At 72.2% G+C, this 19,337-nt stretch carries 17 protein-coding genes; 8 read left to right on the top strand and 9 right to left on the bottom strand.

Going from position 1 to position 19,337, the window contains the following annotated elements:
* Position 1: 1 nt before the first annotated feature.
* Genes FVE25_RS13195 through FVE25_RS53800 form a run of 4 tightly spaced genes read right to left on the bottom strand, consistent with a single transcriptional unit; the run spans position 2 to position 3,475 of the window.
* The gene (locus FVE25_RS13195; protein WP_157246827.1) at positions 2-1,546 is read right to left on the bottom strand and encodes a hydantoinase/oxoprolinase family protein; all 1,545 of its coding nucleotides are present in this window, start codon (positions 1,544-1,546) and stop codon (positions 2-4) included.
* A complete protein-coding gene (locus FVE25_RS13190; RefSeq protein WP_219825476.1) occupies positions 1,543-2,616 on the bottom strand; it encodes an S-methyl thiohydantoin desulfurase family protein in 1,074 nt (357 codons plus the stop codon). The genes FVE25_RS13195 and FVE25_RS13190 overlap by 4 nt, the downstream gene beginning before the upstream one ends.
* The gene (locus FVE25_RS13185; protein WP_157246825.1) at positions 2,613-2,921 is read right to left on the bottom strand and encodes a DUF6092 family protein; all 309 of its coding nucleotides are present in this window, start codon (positions 2,919-2,921) and stop codon (positions 2,613-2,615) included. Before FVE25_RS13185 ends, FVE25_RS13190 begins: the two co-directional genes overlap by 4 nt.
* On the bottom strand, positions 2,918-3,475 hold the full coding sequence (locus tag FVE25_RS53800; RefSeq protein ID WP_181019569.1) for a nitroreductase family protein: 558 nt from the start codon (positions 3,473-3,475) through the stop codon (positions 2,918-2,920). Before FVE25_RS53800 ends, FVE25_RS13185 begins: the two co-directional genes overlap by 4 nt.
* A gap of 130 nt (positions 3,476-3,605) precedes the next feature.
* Between FVE25_RS53800 and FVE25_RS13175 the strand changes: the two genes are divergently transcribed.
* The gene (locus FVE25_RS13175) at positions 3,606-5,198 is read left to right on the top strand and encodes a PucR family transcriptional regulator (protein WP_181019568.1); all 1,593 of its coding nucleotides are present in this window, start codon (positions 3,606-3,608) and stop codon (positions 5,196-5,198) included.
* A 34-nt stretch (positions 5,199-5,232) separates the two neighbouring features.
* Complete coding sequence (locus FVE25_RS13170) at positions 5,233-5,655, top strand: MerR family transcriptional regulator (RefSeq protein WP_219825475.1); 423 nt, start codon at positions 5,233-5,235, stop codon at positions 5,653-5,655.
* Here the strand turns inward: FVE25_RS13170 and FVE25_RS13165 are convergent.
* The gene (locus tag FVE25_RS13165; protein ID WP_181019567.1) at positions 5,594-8,098 is read right to left on the bottom strand and encodes a PEP/pyruvate-binding domain-containing protein; all 2,505 of its coding nucleotides are present in this window, start codon (positions 8,096-8,098) and stop codon (positions 5,594-5,596) included. The genes FVE25_RS13170 and FVE25_RS13165 overlap by 62 nt on opposite strands.
* A gap of 63 nt (positions 8,099-8,161) precedes the next feature.
* On the opposite strand from FVE25_RS13165, the gene FVE25_RS56255 reads away from it, so the two are divergent.
* Positions 8,162-8,290 (top strand): hypothetical protein, encoded by a 129-nt coding sequence (locus tag FVE25_RS56255; protein WP_281367847.1) that lies wholly within the window; start codon positions 8,162-8,164, stop codon positions 8,288-8,290.
* A 45-nt stretch (positions 8,291-8,335) separates the two neighbouring features.
* Here FVE25_RS56255 and FVE25_RS13160 read toward each other — a convergent pair whose 3' ends face one another.
* Both FVE25_RS13160 and FVE25_RS13155 read right to left on the bottom strand, forming a co-directional pair.
* Entirely contained in the window at positions 8,336-8,785 is a 450-nt protein-coding gene (locus FVE25_RS13160) for an iron chaperone (protein ID WP_157246820.1), read from the bottom strand.
* A 193-nt stretch (positions 8,786-8,978) separates the two neighbouring features.
* A complete protein-coding gene (locus FVE25_RS13155; protein WP_157246819.1) occupies positions 8,979-9,539 on the bottom strand; it encodes a cysteine hydrolase family protein in 561 nt (186 codons plus the stop codon).
* A gap of 262 nt (positions 9,540-9,801) precedes the next feature.
* Here FVE25_RS13155 and FVE25_RS13150 point away from each other — a divergent pair, with 262 nt between their 5' ends.
* From FVE25_RS13150 to FVE25_RS13130, 5 genes are all read left to right on the top strand, one after another.
* Positions 9,802-11,382 carry an RICIN domain-containing protein gene (locus FVE25_RS13150; protein ID WP_157246818.1) on the top strand — a complete coding sequence of 527 codons (1,581 nt, stop codon included), beginning with the start codon at positions 9,802-9,804 and terminating at the stop codon, positions 11,380-11,382.
* A 140-nt stretch (positions 11,383-11,522) separates the two neighbouring features.
* A complete protein-coding gene (locus FVE25_RS13145; protein WP_157246817.1) occupies positions 11,523-11,924 on the top strand; it encodes a VOC family protein in 402 nt (133 codons plus the stop codon).
* The gene (locus tag FVE25_RS13140; protein ID WP_343046139.1) at positions 11,921-12,796 is read left to right on the top strand and encodes a sigma-70 family RNA polymerase sigma factor; all 876 of its coding nucleotides are present in this window, start codon (positions 11,921-11,923) and stop codon (positions 12,794-12,796) included. The genes FVE25_RS13145 and FVE25_RS13140 overlap by 4 nt, the downstream gene beginning before the upstream one ends.
* Before the next feature lie 54 nt (positions 12,797-12,850).
* Positions 12,851-13,330: a MarR family winged helix-turn-helix transcriptional regulator gene (locus tag FVE25_RS13135; RefSeq protein ID WP_157246816.1), complete on the top strand. Its 480-nt coding sequence runs from the start codon at positions 12,851-12,853 to the stop codon at positions 13,328-13,330.
* Positions 13,327-14,409: an alpha/beta fold hydrolase gene (locus FVE25_RS13130; protein ID WP_157246815.1), complete on the top strand. Its 1,083-nt coding sequence runs from the start codon at positions 13,327-13,329 to the stop codon at positions 14,407-14,409. Before FVE25_RS13135 ends, FVE25_RS13130 begins: the two co-directional genes overlap by 4 nt.
* On the opposite strand, the gene FVE25_RS13125 is transcribed toward FVE25_RS13130, so the two are convergent.
* The gene (locus FVE25_RS13125) at positions 14,406-16,100 is read right to left on the bottom strand and encodes a hypothetical protein (protein ID WP_181019566.1); all 1,695 of its coding nucleotides are present in this window, start codon (positions 16,098-16,100) and stop codon (positions 14,406-14,408) included. The genes FVE25_RS13130 and FVE25_RS13125 overlap by 4 nt on opposite strands.
* A 27-nt stretch (positions 16,101-16,127) precedes the next feature.
* The gene (locus tag FVE25_RS13120; protein WP_157246813.1) at positions 16,128-19,145 is read right to left on the bottom strand and encodes an Ig-like domain-containing protein; all 3,018 of its coding nucleotides are present in this window, start codon (positions 19,143-19,145) and stop codon (positions 16,128-16,130) included.
* Positions 19,146-19,337 lie beyond the last annotated feature (192 nt).

Below are 19,337 nucleotides of genomic sequence, written 5' to 3'. Positions count from 1 at the left end.
GTCAGGTCAGCGGGCCGGTGGCCTTGACCTGGACGCGGACGCTGTCGCCGGGCAGGTAGGAGATGGGGATCTCGGTGATGGCGGTGATGCGCGTGCCGGCGGGGTCGGCCCCGGCGCGCACCGCGGCGTCGACGGCGGCCCGTTTGGCGGCTTCGAGGCACGCCTCGCGGCCCCCGTCGGAGAACTGGTAGGTCCGGTCGAGCGTCCCGGACGCCTCGGCGATGGCGGCGCCGATGGCGTTGGCGACCGCGGCGTACTCGTGGCGGTGCACGGTGCTGACGCCGGGGATCTCCTCCGGGATCAGGTGCGCGCCGCCGCCGACGGCGACCAGGGGCAGGTCCGACCGGGCCACCTTGATCCGGTCGGCCAGCCTGCCGATCGTGTCGTCGACCCACGCCATGGCCTGCCCGGCCAGCGAGCGGGGCACGTCGGCGGCGCGGCCGGGCTCGCCCGCCGCCAGGCGCCCGGCCAGGACCGACACGTCGGTGAGGGTGAGCGTGTCCCCGCCGAAGACGCGGGCGCGTTCGGTCAGGCGGTGCGCGACGCTGTCCGGCCCGATCCGCAGGCTCTCGTCCGCGCGGACCACGGTTCCGCCGCCCAGCCCGACGGAGATGAGGTCGGGCATGCGGTAGTTCGTACGGACCCCGCCGATCTCCACGGGCAGCGCCGACTCGCGCGGGAAGCCGCCCACCAGCATGCCGACGTCGGTGGAGGTGCCGCCGACGTCCATGATGATCGCGTCCGTCAGCCCGGACAGGTGGGCCGCGCCGCGCATGGAGTTCGTCGGGCCGGAGCCGATCGTCATGACCGGCCGGCGCGCCGCCTCGGCCGCGCTCAGCAGCGTGCCGTCGTTCTGCGTCATGTAGATCTCGGCCCGCAGGTCGTGGGCGGACAGCGCCTGCTCGAGGCCGGTCACCACCTCCGCGCCGACGAAGCGCAGGGCCGCGTTGAGCGTCGCGGAGTTCTCGCGTTCGAGCAGCCCGAGCCCGCCGATCTGGTGTCCCAGGGTGACGGGGAAGTCCTCGCCGAGCTCCTCGGCCAGGATCTGCCCGGCGCGGATCTCGTGCGCGGGGTTGGCGGGGGAGTGCACGCCGGTCAGCGCGATGGCGTCCACGATGGTGCCGCAGGCTTTGGCGAAGGCGCGGACGGCGTCCTCGTCCAGCGGGCCCATCTCGCTGCCGTCGAACTCGTGGCCGCCGCGCACGACCGCGCTGTAGGCGCAGACCAGGCCGGCCAGGTCGCGCGGCCAGTCCGCCAGCGGGGAGATCGACAACGTGGCGGGGGCTCCGATGCGCAGCACGCCGACCCGGGCCAGGTTGCTCCTGGCGATGAGCGCGTTGACCGGGTGCGTCGTGCCGAGCATCACGTGGCCGACGTCGGCCGGCCGTACCCTCGCGAGCACGGCCGCCAGGCCGGTCCCGATGCCGTCGAACAGCGTCGCGGTCGTCGGGGTCTTGTGCCACGTCACGACGTGCCCGGCGGCGTCGACGGCCACGACGTCGGTGTTGGTGCCGCCGACGTCGATGCCGATGCGGATGGTCGTCATCGGGTCCCTCCGATGGGCACGAAGTCGAGGTCGTAGCCGAACGCGCGCGGCCCGGCCAGCGCGAGCCCCTCCGGCGTGTGCCACTGCGGCAGCGCCGGCATCGCGATCACGTGCAGGCGCTGGCCGTAGGCGACCGACTCGGTGGTCATGGCGGTGCCGGTCTCGGTGTCGAGCAGGGTGATGAGGTCGGGAACCATCGCCTTCGGCTCGCCGTCCTCGAAGGCGATCAGGTTCTCGTTCTGCACCTCCACGCGCATGGCGCGCAGGGGGTCGTCGAGGTGGGTCAGCGTGATGGTGCCGCGGGCCCAGCCGCCGGTGGTGCGGCGTTCGATGTCGGCGACCTTGCCGGTGAACAGGATCTCGGCCTCGCAGAAGCGCAGGAACTCGGCGTAGGCCCCCGGCCTGCCCTCCTGGATCGCGCGGATCCTGCGGCCGATCTCCAGGCAGTAGGTCAGCGAGCCGTTCGCGGCGAACCGCGCGCACTCGCCGGCGGTGACGGCATAGGCGCTCACCACGGCGAGCATCCCCATCTGGGCCACGCACGAGCGCGCCAGCCTCTCCCCGGTGGCGTTGTCGACGGAGTCGAAGAAGACGTAGTTGCCCATGGAGTCGGCCATGGTCATCGGGGTGACCGACAGCCCGGCCAGGGTGAACAGGCTCATCTCGATCTGCGGGAAGGCCCGCCTGATCGCGTCGGCGTCCACGCAGGGCAGCCCCAGTTCGGCGGCGACCACGAGCGGGAACAACGAGTTCAGGCCGCCGTTCTCCAGCGGTAACACCGCCACCCCGGTGCGGCCGAGATGGCTTTCCAGGGCTCTGAGCACCCGCCCGGCCTCGTCGCCGTTCGGGAACTTCTCCACGACCACCGTGGGCGCCCCGACCATGCAGATCGGCAGGAGCAGGCCGTCCGGGTCGAGGTCGGCGGCGTTGACGATCTCGATCGGGCCGTGCTTGGCGATGGCCTCGCGCAGCATGATCTTCGCGATGTAGGGGTCACCGCCGCCGCCGGTGCCCAGGACGACCGCGCCGAGCGCGAGGTCCTCGACGTCGTCGAGCGTGATGCTGTTCACGAGCCTGCCTCCTGTCGGTCGGTACGGCGCAGCGCCTGCGTGGCGAACTCGCGCACGTAGCCGGACAGCCATGTGGTGAAGGCCGCCTGGTCGGTCATGGCCAGGGTGCGGTGGGCGGCGAAGTCGGCTCGCGCCCGCCGGAGGAAGTCGTCGTCGTCCATGATCCGCATGAGCCGGTCGGCCGCGTCGAGCATGCGGAAGGCCGACAGCAGCCGGGTCTCGTCGAAGGCGAGCGGCGCGCTGCAGACCAGCACGGTGACGGTCTCGTAGAGGGCGTGGTTCAGCCGCTCGCCGTCCGCGGTCACCGGGCGCCGTCCGCGAAGGCCGCGCCGAAGGCGTTGTGGTGCAGCCCCGAGGTGAATCCCCTGGCGGCGGGTGAGGCGGTCTCCTTGGTGACGTAGCCGACGGCCACCGTCACGTCGGGCCTGATGTGCCCGGGCAGGCCGAGCAGGGCGCGGACCGCCTCGTCCGCCCAGCTGGTGACGGTGCAGACGCCCAGGCCCAGGGTCTGCGCCATGAGCGCGAGATGGGCGCAGGCCGCGCCGGAGTCCAGGCGGCTGACGTGCTCGGCCAGGCGCGGGCCGCCGGACGTGCCGGCTTCGCCGAGGTCGGTGCAGAGGACGAGCATGGCCGGGGCGTTGTTGAGGAATCCCGGCAGCACCTGCCGGGCGGTGGCCAGCAGCGCCGGATCGTCGGCGACCACCACGTGGCGCACGCCCGAGCGCGCCTGCTGGGCGCGGGCGGCAGCCCACGCCATCCTGCCCAGGACCTCGCGGGGCACCGGGCGATCGGTAAAGGTCCGGTGCATACGGCGGCGCCGTATGCCGTCCGCGACGTCGAGTGGCTTGGCATCGATCATGTGCGCTCCCTGGGGGGCGGGGACGGTCGAGCACGACACTAGGCCGGGTCCGACAAAAGGGATATGTGGGATAGCACATCTCAAATCCGCATCTTGTGCACACGGCACAACCGCGGCTACCGTGCGGCGGATGACGGTGGTCCGCGACATCCTGCTCCGCCCCGACATCAGCCGGGTCGTCACGGTGCTCTGCGACGCCGGCCACCATCGGGAGGTCGCCGGCGTCGCCCTCATCGAAGACATGCGCACCATCGCGCGCACGCGGCACGGCCAGGCCGGGATCTGCACCGGCAGGGCTTCCGGCGAGATCATCCCCGACCTGCTCGACGTCGCCGTGCGCTTCGCCGCCGCCGCGAACGTGGCCGTGCTCGCCCTGGTCGGGCCGCCCCTCGACCGGCCGCTCCCGCTGACGGTCGGCAGGCTCGCCGAACGGTGCGAGCTCTCGCTGCTGGCGGTGGAGCGGGACGCGGACCTGGCGCAGCTGACGATCGCGATCGAGCAGGAGATCGCCCGCGGGCCGATGCGCGTGATCTCCCGGGCGGCGGCTGCGCTGGCGGCCCTGGAGCGCGCGGAACCCGGGCCGGACCCGATCGGCGAACTGGCCGCGCTGGCCGGCCGCGAGCTCGGCCTGCCCGTCGCCGTCGCGCCGGGCCTCGGCGGCAGGGGGGCGCCCGGACCCGACGGCGACGGGGCGCCCGGATCCGAGGGGGTTGGGGCGCATGGACCCGGCGGCGAGGGGGCGCCCGTCACGGTCTCCGGGGCGGTGCTGGCCCGGCTGCGCTGCGCGCCGGCGGGGGACGCCGCCGACGCGGTCGTCCGCCTCGTGCTGCACCGGGCCGCCTCGCTCGCCGGGCACGCGATCGAGCAGGCCCGCCGTACCTCGGAGGGACCGGCCGCGTCGCGGGCGGCGCTGCTCGCGGAGCTGCTGCTGAGCGCGCCCGAGGACGCCGGGCCGCTGCTCGCCAGGACGCGGCGCGCGGGGTTCGTCGTCGACGGCTGGCACACCGTGATCCACATCGAGCTGGACAACCTCGACGGCCTCACCGGAGGCGACGAGTCCGCCCGGCACGAGCTCACGGTCGAGGCCCGCCGCCTGGCGCTGCAGTCGGCACTCAACGACGGCGCCGGCTGGCAGCGCGCGGACGCCGGCAGCGCCCTCACGCTGGTGCGCACCGACCGCGCCGAGCCCGCCGCCGCCCAGCCGAAGGCCGTCGCCCGTACGGCCGCCGCCGTCCTGGCCAGGCTCAAGGAGCAGTTCGCCGGGCTGCGGCTGTACTGCGGCGTCGGCGGCTCCTACCCGGGACTCGAAGGACTGCAGACCTCCGCCACCGAGGCCAGGGCCGGCGGCGCCGCCGCCCGCACCGCCCGCCACCAGGACCGCCCGCTGGCCTTCCGCGACCTGGGCTTCCGCCGCGTCCTGCTGCAGTGGTACGCCATGAACAGCTCCCGCGTCGTGGTCGACCGCCTCCTGGCCCCGCTCGACGAACTGGGCCCCCGGCGCAGGGACGAGGCCCTGCGCACGCTCCAGGCATTCCTCGACCACCCGGGCTCGCCCCGCGACGCGGCGGCGGCGCTCGGCGTGCACCGCAACACCGTCGCCAACCGGGTCAAGCGCCTGCTCGACCTACTCGACGTGGACGGGAACAACGCCGACCACCGGCTCCTGCTGCAACTGGCCTGCCGCGTGGCCGCGCAGTCCGATCGCCCGGTCCGGGTAAGGTGAGCCCGGCCTTATGTGGGGTGATCGGAGGGATTCCTTGGCGGGCGATCGCGCACTCGTCCCCATCCGCGAGGTCGCCGACGGCTTCGCGATCCCGATCTCGACCCTGCACTACTGGGAACGCCAGGGCCTGCTCACCCCGGATCGCCGCGGGGGACAGCGCCGCTACGACGCCGGTCAGCTGCGCCGGATCGCGCTGATCCAGCTCTGGCGCGAGACCGGGATGCTCTCCATCGCCGACATCACCGCCATCCTCACCGGCCGCGACGCGGGCGGCTGGCGCGACACCGTGAGCGGCAGGATCGAGGCCATCGGCGAGCAGATCGAGCGGCTCGACGCCGCGCGGACGTACCTGAGCCACCTGCTGACCTGCACCCACGAGCCGCTCGAAGCATGCCCTACCTTCCGGGCGATGGCCGACGCCCGAGCGAGATCGTTCCCCGCGAGCCGTCGACCGTGATGAGCTGGCCGTCGCGCACCCGCGTGGTCGCGCCGGCCACCCCGACCACGGCCGGGATCCCGTACTCGCGGGCGACCGTCGTACCGTGCGAGATCATCCCGCCCGTCTCGGTGACGACGGCCGCGGCGTTCAGGAACAACGGCGTCCAGCCCGGGTCCGTCGAAGGGCAGACGAGAACCTCCCCCGGCTCGATCCTGGCGGTGCCGGGATCGCGGACGATCCTGGCCGGCCCGGAGGCCAGGCCGGACGCGCCGGCCAGGCCGCGCAGGAAGGCGTCGTCGCCGGCCCCCGCGGGCCGGTACTCGGGAACGGTGCCGTCCGACAGGACGACGGAGGGCACCTGCCGGCGCCCCGCCTCCCGCTCATACACCGCCCGCCGCTCGCGCACCCGGGCCCGTTCGTCGTCGTGCCCTCCATCCAGTACGGCGGAGCGCAGCTCGTCCAGGCCGAGGAACATGACGTCCTCGGCCCGCTCCAGCACCCCGCGCCCGGCCAGATGCTCTCCCAGACGCAGCAGCCGGCGGCGCAGCTCCTGGTAGCCGAGCATCAGGCAGTACTTGGGCAGTTCCCGCAGCCCACGCAGCTCCCGTGCGGAGGACAGCAGGAACCCGGCGGCGATCCGGCGATGCAACGGCACCCGGCGCACCAGCTCCGCGACCGTGGCCCGGGCTTCCCGCCCGGCGGCGGCGAACTCGGCCGCCGCGTCGAACCCCGTCTCCGCGGCGGCCGCGTAACCGATCAGCAGATTGAAGACCGGCGTGGGGTCGTCGGCCCAGCGGGGCAGGCCCAGGTCCATCTCCGCGGCCACCCGGCAGCCGTAGCGCGCGAGGAAGGCGTCCATCCCCGCCGCCAGCGGACGCGGCAGCCTGCCGTACCGGTAGGTCTCGGCCAGGCGCCCGGCGTCGTGCGAGGAGAGGACCGCCGCGGACTCCGGGTCGGCCTTGGCCGCCATCGCCAGGTCCCACAGGCTCAGGTCCATCTCCGTGGTCGGGTTGCCGGGCACGCCGCGGAAGCAGGCGCTGACCTCCTCCGGAGCGGCGGCCCCCGCGAGCAGCCGGGCGGCCAGCCGCTGCGCCAGCCCGCCCGCCGTGTTCGCGGTGCGGGGGAGATCCGCCTCGATGCGGCAGACAGCGCGATGGTTCGCCTCGATCCAGCGCAGCTGCTCGGCGGGCCGCTCGGCGCCGGGACCGATCAGCGCGCGCACGTGCCGCAGCGAACGCCGCCGGGCCCGGGCCCGCGCCCACCGGGGAAACAGCCAGGCGGCGGCGATCGGCACGTGACGCCTCGCGGGCCCGGGCGACGGCTGCGCCGTCCCGGTGGCGGCGAAGCGCGGATCATCGGCCAGCCCGGCGATGATCTGACCCGACGGCGCGGCCAGGTCATCGGCGAACGACACCATGAGCGGCCGCTTCGCGTCGTCCGTGACGCCCTCGGTGATGTCCCAGTACAGCCAGCCGGAGACGTCGACGATCTCGGGAGAGAACCCGATGGAGGCCAGATACGCGCTCATGCCGCGCTGCCGTTCCCGGATCATCGCCGAGCCCATCGGCGTCAGCGGCCGGAACAGCCCCTGGTAGACGTTGACCGACCAGTACGCCCGCAGCCGGCCGTCCGGCGACTCCGGGACGGGGAAGGCCGTGGTGATGGGCCTGGTCTGCGTCAGCCACAACCTGCCTTCGACGTCGATCGCCCACTCGACGTCCTGCGGGGCGCCGAACCCCTCCTGCAACGCGGCGCCGGCCTCACGCAGCCGCCGCAGATCGGCCCCGTCCAGGCAGCCGTGGCCCTCCGGCTCACGATCGCCGCTCAGCACGTACTGATCGGGCACGACGGCGCCCGACACCACCAATTCGCCGAGGCCCTCGGCCGCCTCGGCGACCATCTCGGTCCGGCAGCCCGTCACCGGGTTCAGCGTGTGCAGGACACCGGCCGCCCTGGCCGCCACCATGCGCTGCACCACGACCGCGATGACGGCGTCACGGTGATCGAGGCCATGGGCCGTCCGGTACCGGACGGCCCGGTCCGACCAGAGCGAGGCCCAGCACCGCTTGACGGCCGTCAGGACGTTCCCGGCGCCGCGGACGGACAGGAACGTGTCGTACTGCCCGGCGAAACTCGCCTCCGCCAGATCCTCCTCCGGCGAGGACGAGCGCACCGCGACGGCGGCGTCCGCGCCGAGCGCGTGATAGGACCGCGTGATGGCGCGGGTCAGGTCCTCGGGCAGGTCCGTGGCCAGGATCGCCGCGCGGATCGAGCGGGCGGCCTCGTCGCCGAGGGGGCCCGGCGGCACCCGCACCCCGGCGCGATCGTAGGCCGCGGTGGTGACGACGAAGCCGCCGGGGACGCTGAAGCCCCGGCCGAGCATGGCGGCCAGATTCACGGCCTTGTTCCCGGCGCGGGCGACGTCCACGCCCGTGAGCTGCTCGAGGGGTATGACGGTCAACTGCTCAGCACTCCTTGGCCGGTGGATGCGGATGGCGGGATCACGATGCATCCTCAACCGGGCTTGAGCGCAAGAGGGCGCGATCACCCCCGGGCTGCCTTGCAGCCCTCCGTCTACAACGGCGTCGCCTCGGCCGACGCGCTGAGCACCTTCTTCAACCGCACCCTGCGCAAGCAGGCCGGCACCTGGTAGGCCGCGGCCGGGCCCGCGGGCGCGGCCGGACGGTTGCGCGGGGGTTCAGCCGATCGCCCGCTTCACCAGCTCGGCGATCTTCGCCTCGCCCGCGGGGGTCAGCTCGTTGATCGCGAAGGCGGTCGCCCACACGGCGCCGTCGTCGAGGTTGGCGACGTCGTTGAAGCCGAGCGTGGGGTAGCGCGCCTTGAACTTCGCCGCCGGCTGGAAGAAGCAGACGATCTTGCCGTCCTTGGTGTAGGCGGGCATGCCGTACCAGAGCTTCGAGGCCAGGCCCGGTGCGGCGGCCTTGATGATGGCGTGGACCCGCTCGGCCACGACGCGGTCCGCCGCGCCCATCTCGGCGATCTTGTCGAGCACGTCGCGCTCGATGTCGGCCTCGCTCGTGCCGCGGGAGGCCTTCTTCAGGTCCTTGGCGTGCTCCTTCATCGCGGCGCGCTCTTCGTCGGAGAACCCGTCGAACTTGGTGCCGGTGGCGGGCTGGGTGGTGGTCATGGCGGGCTCCCTGTCTGGTCCTGCTGTCGGCGTTCTGGTGGCTTGCCCGGTTCCTCCGGGGGCGTGACACCATCACAGCCGAGCGGGCCCGCCACGACGATCCCGATGGGACGCCGTGGGACAGGCGAAGCGGCCCTGACCTGCGCGGAGCCGGCGTGACAAAAGTCTTCCGCCGTGGGACAGGGTCAGCGGATCACAGGCGGGCCATCCACTCGTCACTCGTGAGAACCTCGGCGCCCCTGGCCGGAAAGACGCGGCCGACCAGGAAGTCGTGCACATCCGCTTCCCCGTCGGCGCAGGCGTCGCTGAGCACGGTCACGCGGTAGTCGCGGTCCGCGGCGTCGAAGAACGTGGCGGCGACCATCGCCCCGGTCGCGACACCGGTCAGCACGATCGAGTCGATGCCCTGGGCGCGCAGGATCAGCTCGAGGTCGGTCCCCGCGAACGCGCTGGCGCGCCGCTTGAGGACGACGGCCTCACCCGGCGACGGCGCGATGTGCCGGTGCACGAGGGTCTCGGGGGAATCCTCGTGGAACAGCGTCCCCGCCCCGTGCAGGGTACCGATCACCTGGTTCCCCGCCGCCACGTCGAGGCCCGAGGCCCTCAGCGCGAAACGGATGAAGATCACCGGGATGCCGGCGGCTCTGGCCGCGGGGACGACCTTTTCCATGACGGGAAGCACATCGGCGGCGAAGGGGTAGTTGTCCACGATGCCCGCTTGCAGGTCGCCGACGATGAGCGCGGTGGTGGTCATACGACTTCCTTGTCTGTACGGCACGCCGTCGGCAATCCTCACCCCGGCGTTCTTGCAGTCGATCAAGTACGACCATAGCGGGACGGCTTCCCGCTCAGCCCATCGGCCCGGATTCCGGCCAGAAGGTAAACAACCCCTGGCTTCCTGGTGAATGTCCCGCCCGCCGGAGATTTGCCACCTGGGCGAATATCAGTCACTTATCCGGCGTTTATCGGATCCGCTGATCCTTTCCCCGTTTCAGCCAACGAGCACAGGGGAGCACATGAAACGACTATGGGTCGCGGCTTTAGCCGGCGTGGCGTTACTCGCCACCCCCGCCCAGTCCGCCCATGCCGGAACGGGCACGGTCTCCACGGCCGCGAGGCCGGCTCAGGACGTGTTCAACGACTGTCAGTCACCCCGGAGGGTGCGCATCGACCGGACCAACGAATACATCAACGTCCCCGATTGCGCGGTGACGCTGAAGAAGGACCCGTGGCAGGAATGGGGTTCCGCTGAAGAGGTCGGAGACAAGATCTCCGCCTGTGAGGCCATCGGCAGCACGACCTATTCGCGGGCCAAGTCCGTGAGCCATTCCTTCGGTTTCCAGCTCGACTTCGCGCTCAAGCGTCCCGTGGGCGACCTGAGCAACAAGCTCGACGGGCAGATAGGCCCCAAGCTGGGATATTCCGTTACTTGGTCGGATACGAAGACCTGGTCGACCACCGCGACCGTGGACAAGTATCACACCGCGTGGATGGAGGTCAGGCCGAAGGTCGCCAAGGCCCGGTTCGATCTGCGGGCCGACTACGGCAGCGGTGAGCGGTACACCTTCACGGACGCGACGGTGACGTTGCCGGCCAAGGAGAGCAGGGAGGACACCGTCACCACCCGCCAGGTCCGCATGACCCACGAAGAGATCGCGAGGTGCGGTGGCGGTGACCAGCCCGGCGGCGCCGCCGTCCGGCACGGGCTGATCGGATTCCTGCTGTCGGGCAGCGGCCGGGCGATGGACCTGGACAACGGCAACGGCGACAGCGGGACCAAGATCCAGGCATACGCCGCGAACAGCAGCAATCCGCAGAAGTGGGGCTTCTATCACAAGGGCGGCAACATCTATGTGATGGAGACCGTCCTCGCAAAGTCCATGCTGGTCGACCTCCACCCCGGCACCAATCGCACTCACGTGATCCGCGAGCACGGCGGCGGCAACCAGCGCTGGGAGTTCAAGTCCATAGGCGACGGCTGGTATCAGATCAAGAACCAGGCGAACCCCGGCTGCCTGACCGACGTCGGCCACGGCAACGCCCTGGAGGAACATGCCTGCCGCGACGGCGACATGTTCCAGCGCTGGAAGATCCAGCCTTCGGTCTTCACCCCCGACCCTCGCAACGGCCCCGGCGGCGGGGGCGGCCCCGCGCACGGCAAGGTCGTCCGCCTGCACTCCGCCACCGGCTTCGCCGCCGACCTGAAGGGCGGCAACCCCGGGGACGGGACCATCATCCACGCCGCGAACCGGGAGGCGGGCAACACCAACCAGGACTGGGTCCTGTGGGACAAGGGCGGCGGTAACTGGCTCATCGAGACCAACTACCGCGGCGGCGGGGTCATGGACGTCAAACCCGGAGGCGACCACTTCGTCCTGCCCACCGGGGACTGGACCCTCCACCTGGTTCGCGTCCACGGCGGCGACAACCAGCTCTGGCGCTTCGACCCCGCGGGAAACGGCCTCTACCGGATCCGCAGCGTACGCGGGGTGAACAGGTTCCCCGCCGGGGGATGCCTGACCGCGAGCGGCCCCGGCGAAACCCTCCACACCCAGAACTGCGACCAGGGTGACAAGCAACTCTGGGCGATCCGCTGACATAGATCTCCCGGGCCCCTGCGCGCACCGGCGCAGGGGCCTCCGGCGCGCGTTCTGTTACCTTCTCCCACCGGCACTCGTCATAGGGGGTGACGACCGAGACGAACGGTCGTCGCACCGACGAGTGAAGAGAGAGCAGGATGCTGACCACCATCATGTACACGACGGTCTACGTCACCGACCAGGACCGCGCGCTGGCGTTCTACACCGAGGGACTCGGCCTGGAGAAGCGGGCCGACTACGCGGGGCCCGACGGGCGGTTCCTCACGGTCGGGGTTCCCGGCAGCCCGGTGCAGATCCTGCTGTGGTCGCATGCGGCGGCGGCGGGCCGGCCGGGCGGCACGGGCCGGCCTGCCGCGCCCGGTCCGTTGATCCTCGAATCCGATGATCTGCGCAAGGACTTCGAGATCATGCGCGGGCGCGGCGTCACCTTCGACGAGGGGGAGCCCGTGGACTATCCGTTCGGGGTCCGGATCGAGGCGGTGGACCCGGACGGCAACCGGGTCTCGCTGCGTCAGCCGCGAAAGCCGCGCCGGTCGTGACCATCCACCCCTCCGGCCTCATGACCGAGGCGTTCGAAGCCCAGCGCGATCGGCTGCGGGCCCTGGCCTACCGCGTGCTGGGCTCGCACGCCGACGCCGAGGACGTGGTCCAGGAAGCCTGGATGCGTCTGGTCCGCCAGGACGAGGCGAGCATCGGCAACCTGGCGGGGTGGCTGACCACCGTCGTCGGCCGGATCAGCCTGGACCTCCTGAGATCCCGCCAGGCCCGCCCTGAGACCGGCTACGGGCACGAGTTCGCCGGCCTCGTGGTGACGGCCGCCGACGAGCCAGCGCCGGACGAGCAGGTGGCGCTGGCCGATTCGGTGGGCTTGGCCCTGCTCGTGGTGCTGGACTCGCTCAGCCCCGGCGAGCGGCTGGCGTTCGTCCTGCACGACATGTTCGCGGTCCCGTTCCGGGAAATCGGCCACATCCTCGGCAAATCCGCCGACGCCACCAAGATGATCGCCAGCCGCGCCCGCCGTAAGGTCCAGGCCACGGACCGCCCGGCGGGCCCCGGCCGCGAGCACCGGGAGGCCGTCCACGCCTTCCGCGCCGCCGCGCTCGGCGGCGACTTCGAAGCGCTCCTGCGCGTCCTCGACCCGGACGTGAAACTGACCGTCGACACCCCCGGCGGCCTGGTCGTCACCCTCGGCGCCACCGAGGTCGCCGCCGGCGCCCGCAGGTTCTCCGGCACGGTCGCCCGCCAGCGGCCCGTGCTGGTCAACGGCATCCCCGGCCACATGTCCTGGCGCCCCGACGGAACCCCTCTGTCCGTCATCGCCTTCACCGTGGCCGAAGGCCGGATCACCCGCATCCACATCATCATCGACCCGGCCAAACTCGCCTCGATCCAGCTGCCCGCCCCACCCTGAGCCGGCGGATCGCACCACGCGCCAATAGTCAACGCGACGTAGACTATTCGCATCATGGCGCGTACACCCGACGGAGATCACGACGTCGAACGGCTGGCGTCTCGGCTGCGGATGCTGGCCCTGCAGCGTTCGGACGCATGGCTGGACCTCGACCTCACGCTGCCGCAGCTGCGCGTCCTGCTCGTGGTCCGCCGGCGCGACGGGGCCACGGTGTCGGAGCTGGCCGAGATCGTCGGACGACGGCTTCCGGCCGCGTCCGCGCTGGTGAACCGGCTGGTCCGCGCCGGGCTCCTGCACCGGGTGAGCGATCCTGGCGATCGCCGGCGGATCCGGCTCCACCTCACCGCCGAGGCGGAGCAGATGCTGGCCACGGTGGACCGGCGTGCGGCGGACAGGTTCACCGCCATCCTGGGACGCATGAGCGCCGAGGGGCGTGCGGCACTGGCCGGCGCGCTGAGCGAGCTCATCGACCTCGTCTCGGCCGACCTGCGCGAAGACACCGGTCCCCGCCTCACGGAGGAAGGGCGTCCATGAGCACCTACCCCTATCACAACCCGTACGAGGATTTATCCGGAAATATCGGCATCAGGGCCGTTCGGGCGGCAGGTTTCCGCGAACGCCGATTCGATACCGGCACCGTGCGGATCAACTACGTGGTAGGCCCGGACAACGGGCCCCCGCTGGTCCTGCTGCCGGCGCAGACGGGCATCTGGGAGAGCTACCAGCGGGTGCTGGCGCCGCTGTCGCGGCGCTTGCGCGTCTACGCGCTCGACGTGCGCGGGCACGGCAAGTCGAGCTGGACCCCCGGAGAGTACTCCTGGCAGCACCTGGGCGCGGACCTGACGCGCTTCCTGTCCGAGGTCGTGGGCTCCCCGGCCGTCCTGTCCGGTAACTCCTCCGGCGGCCTGCTGGCCCTGTGGTGCGCGGCCAACCTCCCCGGCCGGGTCGCCGCGGCGATCCTGGAGGACGCCCCGGTGTTCTCCGCGGAGCTGCCCCGCTTCCGCGACCGCGACCGCTATGTGTACGGCGGGCTGAAACACCTCGCGGAAACCCTGGGCGATCCCGAGCACCGGGATGTCGCCGCCTACTTCCGCGGCTTGACCCTCCCGGTCTCGGAAACCCGCCAGAAACGCGTCCCGGACTGGTTCGGCTCCTTCCTGTCCCGTCGCGCCCAGGCGTTCCAGTCCCGCCACCCCGGCCGTCCGCTGGACCTCCGCTTCTTTCCCCTCAGGCTCCGCCTGCTGCTCAAGTGCCTGTCGATGTACGACCCGGACTTCGCCCGGGCCTTCGTCGACGGCCGGTTCTACGAGGGCCTCGATCACGCCGGCGCGCTCGCCCGCGTGTCGTGCCCGCTGCTGGTCCTGCACGGCGACTGGCGGCGCCTGCCGGGCCACGGCCTGATCGGCGCGATGGACGACGAGGACGCCCACCGGATCAGGCAGCTCGTACCGCACGCCCGATATCAGAGGATCCATGCCAACCACGTGATCCACATGTTCAAACCCCGCCACTTCGTCCGAGCGGTCAACGCCTTCCTCACCGACGACGTCTTCGGCGAATCCGCCGGCCCGGCAAGTGAGCCCGGCAGATCCGGCGGAGCCGAGCGAGCCTAGAAGAACGTCATGGGGCTCTCGTAGAGAAGGGTCTTCTCGTCCGCGACGAGTTCGGGGACCGGCTTGGTGAGGAACCCGAAGTTGTCCCACATGAGCCGGTTGAAGTACTGGTTGCACGGCGGGACGCCACAGGGCACGTGGCTCAGCGCTATGACGTGCCCCAGTTCGTGGGCGAGGGTCCAGCGGTTGGCGTCGTACCGGATGACGGCGTTGGGCTTGCCGACCGGGTAGCTGCCGCAGCCGGCCACGCCCGCCGGGGTGATGGAGCCGACCACGTACAGGACGACGTCGGTGGCCGAGGCGTTGGCGCGATAGGATGCCAGGGTGGCCTGCTCGGTGGAGACCTGGTGGTTGTCGGGCCGCGCCAGGCAGGGGCGGACGTCGACGTCGTCCATGCCGGTGACCTGGATGCGTTCGACGGAGCCCAGTTCCACGCCGAGCTCGGCGGTCGCGAAGACGGTGCGGGCGTCGTTCAGCGCGTTGGTGATCGGGGCCATGTCGTGGTGGGGCAGGTTGACGAGCTTGAGATGGACGCGGACCCGCTCGGTGTGCCACCAGGCCGAGCCGACGCTGCGGTCGGGGCGGACGTAGAAGGCGTCCAGGTGGTCGGGGCGGCGGCCGACGAGGCTGATCGGGCCGGGCGTCGCCCGCTGGGCGGAGGCGGCGGTGAGCCGGGTCCACGCGCCGGGCAGCCGCTCGTCGTAGGACAGATGCTGGACGCGGCCGTCGGGGGCGATCCAGACGAGGTCGATCTGGCCGGGGGAGCGGCTCGTGGCGGACAGGCCGCCGGGGGCGGCCGCGCCTGGCCAGGCGATCGGCCAGGGGGCGGGCCAGTTGGCGTGCGGGTTCCACGCGGTGGTGCCGATGCCGCCGTCGGGGCCGATCCAGAAGACGTCGAGGTGGTCGGGGCGGCGGCTGATCGCGGTGAGGGCGGATCGGAGCGGTGCCCTGCTGCTCCCGATCTTCACGTGGCCCGCGGGCGCGATCGAACGTGACGGCCAGTTCGCTTGAGCGTGCCACCACGTGGTGGACACACCGCCGTCAGGCCGGATCCAGAACAGGTCGAGGTGGTCACGGGCGCGTGAGACCACCGACAGGGCGCCGCCGAGGGCGTGCACGGAGGCGTTCGGGGTGATCGTCCAGTACTGGCGCCAGTCGTGGGCCGGGTTCCACGCGGTGGTGCCGATCGCCTGACCGGGGGTGATCCAGAAGACGTCGAGCTGGTCGGGGTTGCGGGCGGCGACGGCGAGGGTTCCGTACATGGCGCTTCTCGACGGCGAGATCGACCGCGGGAGCGCCCATTGGGGGGTGGCCGTGTCCCACCACGAGGTGCTGACGCCCGAGTCGGGCCGGATCCAGAACACGTCCAGGTGGTCGGGATTGCGGGCGACCGCGGCCAGCCCGCCGGAGAACGAGCCGGCCTGAGCCGACCCGGCGGGAGCGACCATCCGCGTCTCCCACGCGGGCCAGGAGTCGCTCCACACCGTGGTCATGACGGCTCCGTCGGCGCGGATCCAGAAGACGTCGAGGTTGCCGGGCTTGCGGGCGACGGAGACGAGCGTGTTGTTCTCGGCCCCTGTCGCCGGAAGGACGAAATCGGTCCAGGCATGGGCCGGCGTCAGCAGCGACACCACCAGCACCAGCGCGGACAGGACGACGACAGCAGGGCGTAACCTGCGGAACAAAGGCATGAGATTCCCCGGGGAGACGAGCGCGGGCTAGGACGGATCCCTGCGGTAGGTGTCGCACTTGGTGTTGGCCGCATTGAACGGGCTGGTCGAGCAGATGCGCAGCCGGTCGCTGCGCCCGTTGAGCGTGAAGGTGGCCGGCGTCCAGGCGAACTCGCAGGTGCCCGCGCGGTCGCCCTTCACCCAGAGCACTTGTCCGCTATAGGTGGGGCCCTGCCCGGCGATGCGCAGCTCGATCCCGCCGTGGGGGAAGGTGCACCCCGAACGGGGCTCGAGGAAGTCGGGCCCGTAGCGCTCGCCTTCGTAGCCGGACGACAGGGACCGGATGCGCAGGTAGCCGCCCCAGTCTCCGCCGATCCGGGGCGGTGGCGGGTCCACCCGCAGCTGCTTCCGGTCGCTGCGCTGGGGCGTGCGGCCCGTGACCGTGATGGCGTGGGTGCCGGGGGCGGAGATCTGGAAGTCGAGTACGGCCCGGCCGTCGCGCAGGGCGGTGCTCGCGCCGAGGGTGGCGCCACCGCGGCTGAAGGTCACCTGCTCGCCCTCGTCGAAGCCGGAGCCGATCGCCCGGACCGTGTCTCCTGCGGTCACGTTCGACGCGGGCAGGGTCAGCACGATGTTCGCGGCCTCCACCCGCAGGCGGGCGTCCGCGCGACGGCCGCCGGCGCCGGTGGCCGTGACGGTGTGGGAGCCGGGGGTCAGAGCGGCGGGGATCTGGAAGTCGAGTACGGCCCGGCCGTCGCGCAGGGCGGTGCCGGTGCCGAGGGCGGTGCCGCCGAGGGTGAAGGTCACCTGCTCGTCCTCGTCGAAGCCGGAGCCGATCGCCCGGATCTGGACCTGGCTTCCGGTGGTCACCGCCGATTCGGAAAGGGTCAGCTCGAGCGGGCGCGCCGGCTTGTCCCTGAGGTCGAGGCGCGCGTCGGCGCTGCGTCCCGAGGTGCTGCCGGTGGCGGTGACGGTGTAGGCCCCGGCCGGCAGATCGCCGGGGATCGCGTCCGTCAGCTCGGCGACGCCACGACCGGTGGCCGGGGCGGTGCCGAGCCGGCCTCCTTCGCCGGTGGAGGGGCTGGTCCAGGAGAACACGACGTCCTCCCGGGGCGCGAATCCCGATGCCCGGGCGGTGCCGCCGTCTCCGACGTACGGGGACGACGGTGAGATGACCAGCCGGACGGGCCCCACGTCTACGGGGAGCTGCTGACTGCGACGGTCCGTGGGGCGGTCGGGGCCGGGCGGGACCTGATGTTTCGGGGGGTTGTAGGGGGCCGCCGGGGGAGGGCTGCCTGGCCGGAAGGGCTGGCCGGGCGGCACGGATGGCCGGCTGCGGGACGTGGGTGGCCGGCTGTGGGACACGGGTGGCTGGGCGCCCACCTGCGAGATCTCCTGAGGCCGGGCATCGGGCCCGGCGTCCGCCATCCGCATGCCCAGCACGGCGGTGGAGATGATCACCGTGGCCGTCACCGTGGCGATCACCGCGCCCTGGGCCGTGCCCAGCGCGGAGACGCCCTTGCCCGGCGCGGGGGACGTGTTCAGGAGGACGCCCGCCCCCACCGCTCCGGCCTGCACACCGAGCAGCAGGCCCAGCGCCCTCTTGCGGGTCCGCTCCTCCTGCTCGAAGTAGGCGAGGTCATCCCGGCGGCCCGCGCGCGTCGCCGCCTCCAGCCCCAGGGCCAGGACCTGACGCCACGATCCCCAGCGCAGCGAGCGTCCCAGGAACGGGGCCGCCGTCCGCGCCAGGACGCAGGCCGCCTCCGCGGTGCCGCGGTCGAGGGCCAGCCGGAGCACGGCCACGATCGCCGTGGCGTTCTCGGCGATCTGGTCCCGCCTGGCGCTCTTCACCCACTCGGTCAGCTGGATCGCGTACCCGGTCGCGGCCGGGGCGCCCACCGGGACGGGCGGGGTCCCGGCCGCCCGGAGCCGGCCGCCCGCCGAGACGTCGGCCAGCGCCGACCCGCGCAGGCCCGCGACGGCGGCGTCGACGTGCTCCGCCTGCGCCAAGACGGCCACGACGGCGGGGGAGAACCAGGTGCCCGGCATCGCGGTGAGCACCTGCCAGATCGACCGTGCCCGGGTGTCGAGCGCGGCCACCAAGCCGTCGGCGATCGTCTGGGGGGCGGTCGCCACGGCCAGGATGCCGGTGCGGGACATCGCGACGGCGGCCTGCAGCAGGGCGCGGGGGTGGCCGCCGGTGAGCCGGCAGAGCTCATGCACCGCCGCATGCTCCTGCTCGCTCAAGCCCTCGCCCGGAACCCGGCCGCATGGAGCCCCGCCCGGAGCCCCGCTCAAGCCCTCGCCCGGAGCCCCGCCCGGAACCCCGCTCGGAATCTCGCTCTGGGTCTCGTTCGGGATCCCGCTCAGGGTCTCGCTCGGGACCGGGCCGGGGGCGGCGCCCGGACGGCCGGGCTGGAGGGCCGCGAGCTGACCGGTGAGGAACGCCGCCGCCGCGTCCTCGGGGAGCCCGCGCAACTCCAGCGCGTACCCGCCGGAAGGCATGCTCCTGCTGGTAGAGCCGACCAGCAGGGTGGCTGCGGGGGTGGCGCTGATCAATGCGGCCAGGTGCTCGGCCGGGCCTTCGAAGCCGTCGATCACGATGAGAGCCCGCACCGCCCCCATGAACTGCCGCAACCGCTCACGAGTCGGCTGATAGTCCGGATTATCGTAGAAAATCGTGAAGAGCCGCTGAAGCAGGTCGTCGACTGATTCGCTGGCGTCCTGCACGTACACCACCGGCTCCCCGGCATCCTGCCAGTCGGTGGCGATCTTGCTCAGCAGTGCCGACTTGCCGACGCCCGGCACGCCGTACACCTGCACCGAGGCGGCGGGCTCACGCAGCCAGCGCCGCACGATGCCCAGCTCCACCTCGCGGCCGACCAGGCCCGCGGCGGGCATCGGCCGCCAGCGCGGATCGGGCCGCTCGCGCAGGACGACCTTCGGCGGCTCGCCTTCATCCGCCAGGGCGGACGGGCTGCCGACGTAGTACCTGATGAAGTTGTTGTCGCCGACGACGGCTATCCCGCTGAGGTCGCCGCCGACGTTCACCTGCGTCCCCTCCACGCACCTCTCCTCACCACGGCTGCAAACGGCGTCCGGACCGATCACACCCCCGGCCGCGCTGCCAAGGATGCTCACCGTGGCGGGAAGATTGCTTGCTTAATCCTTGCTTCGCAGGTCAGATGGGTATACCGAACCGTTGGCCGCCGTTGGAGCCGAACGGCTGCCCTCAGCTTCGCGGGGGTGTAGTGATAG

It is taken from the genome of Nonomuraea typhae (genome assembly GCF_009760925.1).
Taxonomy (GTDB): domain Bacteria; phylum Actinomycetota; class Actinomycetes; order Streptosporangiales; family Streptosporangiaceae; genus Nonomuraea; species Nonomuraea typhae.
This window is presented reverse-complemented; position numbering and strand designations above follow the sequence as displayed.

Bases quoted from the DNA above. Each gene is read 5' to 3' on its own strand.
- FVE25_RS13195 (WP_157246827.1), bottom strand. From the start codon at position 1,546: ATGACGACCATCCGCATCGGCATCGACGTCGGCGGCACCAACACCGAC.
- FVE25_RS53800 (WP_181019569.1), bottom strand. From the start codon at position 3,475: ATGATCGATGCCAAGCCACTCGACGTCGCGGACGGCATACGGCGCCGC.
- FVE25_RS13175 (WP_181019568.1), top strand. From the start codon at position 3,606: ATGACGGTGGTCCGCGACATCCTGCTCCGCCCCGACATCAGCCGGGTC.
- FVE25_RS13160 (WP_157246820.1), bottom strand. From the start codon at position 8,785: ATGACCACCACCCAGCCCGCCACCGGCACCAAGTTCGACGGGTTCTCC.
- FVE25_RS13155 (WP_157246819.1), bottom strand. From the start codon at position 9,539: ATGACCACCACCGCGCTCATCGTCGGCGACCTGCAAGCGGGCATCGTG.
- FVE25_RS13150 (WP_157246818.1), top strand. From the start codon at position 9,802: ATGAAACGACTATGGGTCGCGGCTTTAGCCGGCGTGGCGTTACTCGCC.
- FVE25_RS13145 (WP_157246817.1), top strand. From the start codon at position 11,523: ATGCTGACCACCATCATGTACACGACGGTCTACGTCACCGACCAGGAC.
- FVE25_RS13135 (WP_157246816.1), top strand. From the start codon at position 12,851: ATGGCGCGTACACCCGACGGAGATCACGACGTCGAACGGCTGGCGTCT.
- FVE25_RS13130 (WP_157246815.1), top strand. From the start codon at position 13,327: ATGAGCACCTACCCCTATCACAACCCGTACGAGGATTTATCCGGAAAT.
- FVE25_RS13125 (WP_181019566.1), bottom strand. From the start codon at position 16,100: ATGCCTTTGTTCCGCAGGTTACGCCCTGCTGTCGTCGTCCTGTCCGCG.